Annotated in this window: 7 protein-coding genes; 4 read left to right on the forward strand and 3 right to left on the reverse strand. The window is 59.8% G+C overall.

Features of this window, described 5'->3' with window-relative positions; genetic code table 11:
* Positions 1-118: 118 nt before the first annotated feature.
* Both QMX88_RS27135 and QMX88_RS27140 read right to left on the reverse strand, forming a co-directional pair.
* On the reverse strand, positions 119-499 hold the full coding sequence (locus QMX88_RS27135) for a hypothetical protein (RefSeq protein WP_011655359.1): 381 nt from the start codon (positions 497-499) through the stop codon (positions 119-121).
* 58 nt (positions 500-557) lie between these two features.
* Positions 558-962, reverse strand: a complete 405-nt coding sequence (locus QMX88_RS27140) for a hypothetical protein (protein ID WP_064493289.1) — start codon at positions 960-962, stop codon at positions 558-560.
* Between the two features lie 246 nt (positions 963-1,208).
* Between QMX88_RS27140 and QMX88_RS27145 the strand changes: the two genes are divergently transcribed.
* Complete coding sequence (locus tag QMX88_RS27145; protein ID WP_034350331.1) at positions 1,209-4,124, forward strand: Tn3-like element IS1071 family transposase; 2,916 nt, start codon at positions 1,209-1,211, stop codon at positions 4,122-4,124.
* Positions 4,125-4,913: 789 nt separating this feature from the next.
* Here QMX88_RS27145 and QMX88_RS27150 read toward each other — a convergent pair.
* Positions 4,914-7,799: a Tn3 family transposase gene (locus QMX88_RS27150; protein ID WP_001138082.1), complete on the reverse strand. Its 2,886-nt coding sequence runs from the start codon at positions 7,797-7,799 to the stop codon at positions 4,914-4,916.
* 125 nt (positions 7,800-7,924) lie between these two features.
* On the opposite strand from QMX88_RS27150, the gene QMX88_RS27155 reads away from it, so the two are divergent.
* The 3 genes from QMX88_RS27155 (at position 7,925) to QMX88_RS27165 (ending at position 10,244) form a co-directional block, all read left to right on the forward strand.
* Positions 7,925-8,539 (forward strand): recombinase family protein, encoded by a 615-nt coding sequence (locus QMX88_RS27155; protein ID WP_000904906.1) that lies wholly within the window; start codon positions 7,925-7,927, stop codon positions 8,537-8,539.
* A gap of 65 nt (positions 8,540-8,604) precedes the next feature.
* A complete protein-coding gene (aph(3'')-Ib, locus tag QMX88_RS27160; RefSeq protein ID WP_001082319.1) occupies positions 8,605-9,408 on the forward strand; it encodes an aminoglycoside O-phosphotransferase APH(3'')-Ib in 804 nt (267 codons plus the stop codon).
* Positions 9,408-10,244: an aminoglycoside O-phosphotransferase APH(6)-Id gene (locus tag QMX88_RS27165; protein ID WP_000480968.1), complete on the forward strand. Its 837-nt coding sequence runs from the start codon at positions 9,408-9,410 to the stop codon at positions 10,242-10,244. The genes aph(3'')-Ib and QMX88_RS27165 overlap by 1 nt, the downstream gene beginning before the upstream one ends.
* Positions 10,245-10,476: the final 232 nt, after the last annotated feature.

Raw genomic sequence — 10,476 nt, forward strand, 5'->3', positions numbered from 1 at the left:
GGGCCCCGTCGGGGCGCCTTCACCACGCGGCGCCGGCGGGCTGGGCGGGCGGCGCCGCCTTGAGAGGTCGTCCGGCGCACCCACGATCAGCGGGTGCACCTGCTGCTTAGCGCTGACTTCAGCTCAGTTCGCCGCCGAAGCGCTGCACGCCCTTGCCGGTGGCAAAGTTGTGCAGTCCGAAGCTCGGGAAGGTGCCGCGCAGGCCTTCGAACTTGCCGGTGGAATCGACCACCTTGTGCATGACGGTGAGCGAGACCTCGTCGATGCCCGGCACCTGGATGCCTGTGGCGGTGTCGACCGTCGAGATGCGGCTGCCGTCGCGGCTCATGAATTCATGAACCATCGTGAAGCTCGCGCGGCCGTCGACGAACTTGATTTCACTGGTGGCCTTGGCCCAGATCGGGCCGTCGAAGTCACCGTCGCCGGTGGCCAGGAAGGTTTCGATATGCGGCAGGTATTGCACGGCGGCGAAAGCGCCGATGCTGAGGGGCTTGGACATGATGCACTCCTAGGTTGGTGTTGCCCCTCCCGCGATGAACGAGAGGGACCTGTTTAGATCAAAAGATAAGGGCTTCCGTGGACCTTGTCCATTCGCCGTTCGAGAACAAGTAGCCCCATGCGCGAAGCCGCAGGTGCCATCCATCCTTCGAGTTGTATTCGCGCCAAGCCGCCACCTCGAGCTGTTTGTCGATGATGCCTTCGAAGTCTGCGCTTAACGGGCTGTACTTGACGGTTTTGAGTTCCATGAATCCCTCGATACCGCTGAGATTCAGCCGGTACCTGAGGGCATCTCCCTGCCCTTCCTCGAACGCCAGGAGTGGCACCCGCAGACGGGGCACCCCTTCCCAGTCACCCATCACCAACTCTAGGCATCCACAGTAGTCGGGCTCCCCGGCCTTGCCGCCGTTCGGGTTTGCGATAAGTTTGCCTTCGACGGCTTCACAGCTAACAAATAGTGTCATTGCGTTTCTCCATAGGTTGCCCGTTCGACATCGACGGGTACAACGAGATGCGCCACATCGAACAGTACGATTGAGCGTCCACAGATCTGACGACCCTATTGGGGGTCTCCTCGTTTTCAGTGCAATAAGTGACGGTACGCAAAGCTAGCACTGGCGCGGGGGTGGTCTGGGTAGACCGTTGATTTCATTGACTTTCCTGTTCGCTTTGTAAACGGGTATGGTGGCCTCCCACTTTTGAGGTTCACGATGCAGGGTTGGCACACAACGTTTTTGGGGATGCGTGGGCTCCCCCGCGATATCAGCGACTTCGAGATGAAGGCATTTTTCACCTTCGATGGTGCCGAGCGCGACGCAATCAATGCACGCCGAGGTGATTCCCACAAGCTTGGTCTGGCGCTCCATATTGGTTTCCTGCGCATGAGTGGGCGTTTGCTCGGTGCCTTTCGGGTAATTCCAGTAGCCTTGTGGCGCCACCTTGGCAACGAGCTTGGCATTGCAGCACCAGAAGTCGCCTCGCTGAGAGCCATGTATGAACGCGGGCGCACGCTATTCGATCACCAACAAGTAGCCTGCACGGTCCTTGGATTCCAGTGGATGAGCGAGCACCAGCGCCGCTCACTGGTACGTGAACTGCGCGACGAAGTGGCGCGCTGCGCCGACCGCGATCAGCTACTCGTGCGGGCGCGTCAATGGCTGTACAAGAACAAGCTGGTGATCGTGCACGAGCGGGCAATTCGGACACTGATTGCGGCGGCACTTGCCCAGCTTGAAGTTGAAACAGGCACCGCCATCGCCGCCAGCGTTGATCCAGCAACACTTGATCGCTGGCGAGCCTCAGTTTCAGAGCTGCGCCCAGATGGACAAACCCAGCAGAGTTGGCTATGGGCTGCACCGGCGAAACACTCAACCCGCCAAATCAGCGAGGTACTGGAGCGCATCGACCTGCTTTACACGCTGGACGTTCATAAGCACCTGGCAGACATCCCCGATCTCATCTTGCGCCGCTACGCGCGCCGACTTGTCTCCAGGCCGCCCTCAGCCGGAGCCAAGATCAAAGAGCCAGCGCGCACCGTGGAGGTCGCATGCTTTCTTCGGTATTGCCTGTTCACCACCACAGACCAGTTGATCCTTATGGTGCAGCGCCGGATCGCCGATCTGTGGCGTCAGGCTGCCGCCGATGTCCCCGCTACCGTCAATTGGGCCGCAATGTACAAAACGCTGCTCGGCGAACTTGTTGCCTTGAGCGCGCAAGGTGCGGTGCCAGATGCTGAGTTGCGTGCCCGTCTTGAAGCCTTGATCACCGAAACCCAGAAACGCAAACCACCGAGCAGGGCCTCCCTGGTCCGCGAGGGATTGATTGATGGAATTCGCCCCGTGCGGTCGTTGCTCGTCGCCATTGCAAAGCTGCCCTGGCAGGCCACCGGCGAGCATCCTGCCATCGAGTACCTTGCCAAGCTGCAAGCTTTATATCTCAAAGGATCCAGAAAGCTGCCAGTTGAAGTGGTGGCACCAAGTCTGGGAATGATCTGGCAGGTTTCGATCTCCAGCCCAGACCGGGAACGGGCGTTTCAGGCGTTGGAGGTGGCCACCCTGTTTGCCCTGCGCCGCGCGGTGCGCAATGGCTCGGTCTGGATTGAGCACAGCCTGAGCTTTCGGGGTCGTGCGCGCTTGTTCTTCACGGACGAGCGTTGGCAGGCAGAGTCCAAGAAACACTATGCCCGTCTATCGTTACCCAGCAAGGCTGCCACTTTCTTGAAGCCTTTGCTGGCCAGAGTAACTGCCGGTGTCGATGCGGTGGCCGCTGCAGCCCGCAGTGGCGTACTGCGCGTGGATGATGAACTCCATTTGTCGCCATTGCCCGCAGAGGACGAAGACCCAGAAGTGACCAAGCTGCGCGCGGCTTTGGATCACCGCATCGGTGAGGTTCAATTGCCGGAAGTGATTCTGGCCGTTGACGCCCAGGTGCGCTTTAGCTGGATCATGCTCGGACGTGAGCCGCGCTCTACCGACGAGCTGCTGATGGTCTATGCCGGCATCATGGCCCACGGCACCAGTCTGACTGCGGTCGAATGCGCGCGCATGATTCCGCAATTGTCTGCCACCAGCATTCGCCAGGCCATGCGCTGGGCGCGGGACGAACGGCGTCTGAGCCAGGCCTGCCAGGCTGTGCTGGAATTCATGCAGCGACACCCGATTGCCGCCACCTGGGGGCGGTCCGATTTGGCATCTTCTGACATGATGACCATGGAGACCACCAAACGGGTGTGGCAAGCCCGGCTTGATCCTCGGCGCAACACACCTTCCATTGGAATCTACTCCCATGTAAAAGACCGGTGGGGCATCTTCCATGCGCAGCCCTTTGTGCTCAATGAGCGCCAGGCGGGCGTGGCCATTGAAGGTGTCATCCGCCAAGAAAAGCTGGAGACCAGCCAGCTTGCTGTGGATACCCATGGCTACACCGACTTTGCCATGTCACATGCCCGTTTGCTTGGTTTTGATCTTTGCCCGCGGTTGAAGGAACTCAAACAGCGCCACCTCTTTGTGCCACGCGGCACCAAAGTGCCCGCAGAAATCGCTGCGGTGTGCGAAGCCAATGTCGACGTCGCTTTGATCGAAAAGCATTGGGATAGTCTGGTGCACCTGGCAGCCTCGGTCATGAGCGGACATGCCAGTGCGGTGGCAGCTCTTGCGCGGTTCGGTTCTGCCGCCCAGGGCGATCCAATCTATGAGGCTGGCGTGCAATTGGGGCGGTTGCTGCGTACGGCGTTTTTGGCTGACTACTTTGTCAAGGACGCTTTCAGGAACGAGTTGCGCCGGGTGCTCAATCGGGGCGAGGCTGTTAACGCCCTCAAGCGCGCCATTTATACCGGCCGGATCAGCCCGGCGCAGGCCAAACGTGTCGATGAAATGCAGGCTGTGGCCGATGCGTTGAGCCTGATGGCCAACATCGTGATGGCGTGGAATACCTCACAGATGCAGGCGGTCCTGGATCGCTGGTCGAACCGCCGCCAGGTCATTCCACCGGAACTGATCGAGAAGATTGCGCCCACCAGGCTGGAGAGCATCAACTTGCGGGGTGTGTTTCGCTTCCCGGTTGACCGCTATGCTGACCAAATCCTGCCTTCGCGGCCAAATGCATCGATAACTGGCACCAATGGATGAAACCGACCACGGTTTGACGCCACGAATCGCAGATTTGAAAGTGAACAGGAAAGTCAATGAAATCAACGATCTACCAACACCACCTCCGCGCCAGTGCTAGCTTTTCGTACCGTCACTTATTGCACTGAAAACGAGGAGACCCCGATAACTGTTGGCGTGTACGCGCACGGCCCGATGGACATGGCGTAGGTGAAGCCCTCGACGGGCTGATCTCGGTCGACGAAGCTGAGCAGCTGGGCGAATCGTCCGGAATGAAGATACCGGACGGCCGCCGCCCAGCGCCAGCCGGTTTGCGAAGGAAGCTGAGCGACGATCTCTGAAGTGATCGACACCACGTCGCGTTGGGTGTGCCTCCCGGCCAAGCTCTCAAGCGCCAAACGCTCTAGGCCTTCCACGGGCGATGTTGCGGTCAAGCGCCTTTTACGTGCCGGGGTTGGGCTGAGCCCAGGATCCCGTCGGACCGGAATCACCTCCGATCGGGCGGTCCCGGTGCCCCGTGGCCGTTGCGTCGCATGGCCACGAGAGAGGGACGTTTCTGCCAGGCTGCCGGCGGGCAGTTCGGTGTGAACGAGTGGCATGGCTAATCCTGGTTCGAATCCATCGAGAGGCGAGATTGCTCTCGCCTGCTGTTGACACTGCGCGCGGCCGTTACTGGGGTTGTACGCCGGAATCCCAGAAATTTCCGTCAGCCCAGCTCCAGTCCCGCCACGAGCGCATCCAGGTCGATGAACTTGCCGTCAGTCTGGAAGGTGTAATGGGGTCGTTTGCGGGAGGGGGCGGAATCCTACGCTAAGGCTTTGGCCAGCGATATTCTCCGGTGAGATTGATGTGTTCCCATCCGAGCGGCGAAACATGGGCCAAGAGATCGGGCGATAGCAGCTTTCCATCGCGTTTCTGGTTTGCAACGACCTCGCCGAGCTTCATGGTGTTCCAGAAGATGATGATGGCGGCGAGCAGATTCATGCCGGCGATGCGGTAATGCTGGCCTTCGGCGGAACGGTCGCGGATTTCACCGCGGCGGTGGAAGCTGATTGCCCGCTTCAGCGCATGATGAGCTTCGCCTTTGTTGAGCCCGATCTGGGCACGCCGTTGGAGTTCGGCATCCAGAATCCAGTCGATCATGAACAGGGTGCGCTCGACGCGACCGACTTCCCGCAGGGCTGTCGCGAGCTCGTTCTGCCGCGGATAGGAGGCGAGTTTCCGCAGAATCTGGCTTGGCGCGACGGTCCCGGCAGCAATGGTGGCGGCGATGCGCAGGATGTCGGGCCAATTGCGCTCGATCATGGCTTGGTTGACCTTTCCGCCGATCAACGCTCGCAGGTGCGCCGGGGCGGCCGACGGATTGAACGCGTAGAGCCGTTTGGATGGCAGGTCGCGGATGCGCGGAGCGAACCGGTAGCCGAGAATGGCACATGCGGCAAAGACGTGATCGGTGAAGCCGCCCGTGTCGGTGAACTGCTCGCGGATATGGCGTCCAGCATCGTTCATCAGCAGGCCATCGAGGATGTAAGGCGCTTCGCTTGCCGTTGCAGGAATCACCTGGGTTGCGAACGGCGCATATTGGTCGGAGACGTGGCTATAGGCTTTCAGGCCCGGGGTATTGCCATATTTCGCGTTGACCAGGTTCATGGCCTCACCTTGCTCTGTAGCGACGAAGAACTGTCCGTCGCTCGAAGCCGACGTGCCCATGCCCCAGAACCGGGCCATGGGTAACGCTGCCTGTGCCTCGACCACCATGGCCAGCGCCCGGTCATAGGCTTCGCCCTCGACATGCCACCGTCCAATGCGGATCAATTCCCAGAAGGTGTGGGTGTTTGTCGCATCCGCCATTTTGCGCAAGCCGAGGTTGATCCCTTCCGCCAAGATAACGTTCATTAGCCCGATCCGGTCAGCGCAGGGTGCTCCTGTGCGCAGATGGGTGAACGCTTCGGTGAAGCCGGTCGCCGCATCCACCTCCAGCAGGAGATCGGTGATGCGCGTGGGCGGGATCTGCTTGTAGAGATCGAGCACCAGATCTTCGGCGCCTGTCGGCGCGGCGGCTTCGAGTTTCTCGATATGCAGAACGCCGTTTTCAATCGACCCGCCCGGGATCGTGCCTGCGCGAGCGGCACGGCCAAGCTCGCGCAACCGCATGTCGAGGCGAGCTTGCCGGTCTGCCAGCCATTCCTCCGGCCGCAATGGCACAGCGAGACGACCGCCTTCCGCGATGGATTGTGCCGGAACGAGTGCGTGTTTCAGATCGCCATAGCGCCGGGACCTAGTAAGCCAGACATCTCCGGAGCGGAACGCATCGCGCAGATGGAACAGCACCGCGATCTCCCATAGGCGAGCGTCGCCAGCCCTCTGGGCCCGAAGGTGGCGATGCCATTTCGAGCTGGGCCGCAAGAAGCTGGTCATCGCGGCATCGTTCAAACCGGTACGAAGGGCCGTCACCGCTTCCAGAAGCGGCAGTGCAACGGGCGCAGCTCGCAGATCGAGCAGGCGCAACATGCGTGGAGCGTATCGGCGGAAGCGGTGATAACCGTCGAGCACATGATTGAGCGGATCGTCGGCCATGGTGGCGGTCAGCCTGGTTGCCATTGCAACAAGGGTTTTTAAGCCGTCCCACCCTGACCCACTCGCGATGACATCGCCCAGCGGCTGGCCATCATCCTGTGCATCGACCAGGGCGCCCCCGATCTCGGCGAAGGATTTCAGGGTGTCACGCACCACCCCCGCTTCGTCTGCGACCTTTGCATGGCAAATACGCTCCGAAGCACGGTAGAGACGGCCGACGATCCGGTCGTGGGTTTCGACCACTGCGTCGGCCAACATCGCCTGCCATTCCGAGACGCAAACAGCCAAGATCGCAAGCCGCCTGTCCTCCGGGAGATCGCGCATGCCGTCGGCATAATACCGTTCACCCTGCCTGCGCAGACGAGTCACCCGATGGGCAGGAACGCCGGCAAGCAGATCCTCGGGGAGATCGATGCGTTGCAGATATTCGAGCCGGTCGAGCAGCCGGTTGGCCGACGAAGAGTTCGAGCCAGGCTCGAACTGGCGCAGCCACACAAAACGGGTCACCCGATCATCAGCCGTCTCCTCGAGCAATGCCAGCAACTGTTCTCGGATCGACATAGGCAGCCGACTGGCGATCCTCGTCTCGATGCGTCGCTCGGCATCGACGAGAGCCGCGGCACAAAGCCGCTCGATCGTGGATGTCGCGGGAAGGACAGTGCGGGTGCGTCGGCACTCGGCTACGAAGCGACGGGCGATATCCTCGTTCGACACCGCCATCTCGGCTTCTCGGAACAACCATTCCTTCAGCTCGCTCGCACCACGTCCGGAGAAGGTGCGGAAGCCGTAGAGCCCCCGTAACTCGGCAAGATGCTCGTGCCGTGTTTCCTCGCGGGCAGCATAGTCTACGAGATCGTCGGCACCCAGGCCAAGCTGCGCTCCGATAAATTCGATGACCTCTGCAGGGATCAGTTCGCCTGGAGCCAGCACCCGGCCGGGATAGCGCAGGACACACAATTGCAGGGCGAAGCCGAACCTGTTGTGAGCGCGCCGACGCAGCCTGATATGCCCAAGGTCTTCATCACTCAGCGTATAGTGCTTGAGCAAATCCGTCTGTGAAGTCGGCAAGCGCAACAGCGCGTCTTTCTGCCGATCGGTTAGAGTGACGCGACGCGGCATACATGTTCCTTTTTCAAAATCTGATAGCGTTCAAGACGCTTTGTTTATGAAGCTGGTTGAGATACATTTCCAGAGGTCAATGCAATCGTGGCCGAAGCGCCGCCTCAAACCAACGTTTGTGATACATGCTGATCGGATATGCCCGCGTCTCCAAAGCCGATGGCTCGCAGTCTCTCGACCTGCAGCACGACGCCTTGCGCGCCGCAGGTGTCGAACGGGACAATATCTATGATGATCTTGCTTCCGGCGGTCGTGATGATCGCCCTGGCTTGACTGCCTGCCTCAAGTCATTGCGTGACGGCGATGTGCTGGTGGTCTGGAAGCTCGATCGCCTCGGACGATCGCTTGCCCATCTGGTCAACACGGTGAAGGAGCTGTCAGACCGCAAGATCGGCCTGCGGGTTCTGACTGGAAAGGGCGCTCAGATCGACACCACGACTGCGTCCGGTCGCATGGTGTTCGGAATCTTCGCCACCTTGGCCGAGTTCGAGCGGGATCTGATCCGAGAGCGCACCATGGCGGGTCTCGCCTCCGCGAGAGCGCGCGGTCGCAAGGGCGGACGAAAATTCGCGCTCACCAAAGCTCAGGTGCGTCTCGCGCAAGCCGCCATGGCCCAGCGCGATACTTCAGTTTCCGATCTCTGCAAGGAACTCGGCATCGAGCGCGTCACTCTCTACCGATATGTCGGTCCCAAAGGCGAGCTCAGAGACCATGGAAAGCATGTTCTCGGACTTACGTAGCAACTCGTTTCTTTTCGCAGGTTGAGCCACCTCCGCGCTTCATCAGAAAACTGAAGGAACCTCCATTGAATCGAACTAATATTTTTTTTGGTGAATCGCATTCTGACTGGTTGCCTGTCAGAGGCGGAGAATCTGGTGATTTTGTTTTTCGACGTGGTGACGGGCATGCCTTCGCGAAAATCGCACCTGCTTCCCGCCGCGGTGAGCTCGCTGGAGAGCGTGACCGCCTCATTTGGCTCAAAGGTCGAGGTGTGGCTTGCCCCGAGGTGATCAACTGGCAGGAGGAACAGGAGGGTGCATGCTTGGTGATAACGGCAATTCCGGGAGTACCGGCGGCTGATCTGTCTGGAGCGGATTTGCTCAAAGCGTGGCCGTCAATGGGGCAGCAACTTGGCGCTGTTCACAGCCTATCGGTTGATCAATGTCCGTTTGAGCGCAGGCTGTCGCGAATGTTCGGACGCGCCGTTGATGTGGTGTCCCGCAATGCCGTCAATCCCGACTTCTTACCGGACGAGGACAAGAGTACGCCGCAGCTCGATCTTTTGGCTCGTGTCGAACGAGAGCTACCGGTGCGGCTCGACCAAGAGCGCACCGATATGGTTGTTTGCCATGGTGATCCCTGCATGCCGAACTTCATGGTGGACCCTAAAACTCTTCAATGCACGGGTCTGATCGACCTTGGGCGGCTCGGAACAGCAGATCGCTATGCCGATTTGGCACTCATGATTGCTAACGCCGAAGAGAACTGGGCAGCGCCAGATGAAGCAGAGCGCGCCTTCGCTGTCCTATTCAATGTATTGGGGATCGAAGCCCCCGACCGCGAACGCCTTGCCTTCTATCTGCGATTGGACCCTCTGACTTGGGGTTGATGTTCATGCCGCCTGTTTTTCCTGCTCATTGGCACGTTTCGCAACCTGTTCTCATTGCGGACACCTTTTCCAGCCTCGTTTGGAAAGTTTCATTGCCAGACGGGACTCCTGCAATCGTCAAGGGATTGAAACCTATAGAAGACATTGCTGATGAACTGCGCGGGGCCGACTATCTGGTATGGCGCAATGGGAGGGGAGCAGTCCGGTTGCTCGGTCGTGAGAACAATCTGATGTTGCTCGAATATGCCGGGGAGCGAATGCTCTCTCACATCGTTGCCGAGCACGGCGACTACCAGGCGACCGAAATTGCAGCGGAACTAATGGCGAAGCTGTATGCCGCATCTGAGGAACCCCTGCCTTCTGCCCTTCTCCCGATCCGGGATCGCTTTGCAGCTTTGTTTCAGCGGGCGCGCGATGATCAAAACGCAGGTTGTCAAACTGACTACGTCCACGCGGCGATTATAGCCGATCAAATGATGAGCAATGCCTCGGAACTGCGTGGGCTACATGGCGATCTGCATCATGAAAACATCATGTTCTCCAGTCGCGGCTGGCTGGTGATAGATCCCGTCGGTCTGGTCGGTGAAGTGGGCTTTGGCGCCGCCAATATGTTCTACGATCCGGCTGACAGAGACGACCTTTGTCTCGATCCTAGACGCATTGCACAGATGGCGGACGCATTCTCTCGTGCGCTGGACGTCGATCCGCGTCGCCTGCTCGACCAGGCGTACGCTTATGGGTGCCTTTCCGCAGCTTGGAACGCGGATGGAGAAGAGGAGCAACGCGATCTAGCTATCGCGGCCGCGATCAAGCAGGTGCGACAGACGTCATACTAGATATCAAGCGACTTCTCCTATCCCCTGGGAACACATCAATCTTACCGGAGAATATCGTTGGCCAAAGCCTTAGCGTAGGATTTCGCCCTCTCCCGCAAACGACCCCAATGTTCTCCGTGGCCCGCTTCCGGCCGCGCACGAACTTGCTGTTATTCACCACCGCGAGGCGCAGGGTGACGGTGGCCACCCGCTCGGCGGCGGGCGGCTCTGCCGGCGACGCGGCCGAAGGCTG

Source organism: Pseudomonas sp. PS02290, assembly GCF_029960075.1.
Classification (GTDB): Bacteria; Pseudomonadota; Gammaproteobacteria; order Pseudomonadales; family Pseudomonadaceae; genus Aquipseudomonas.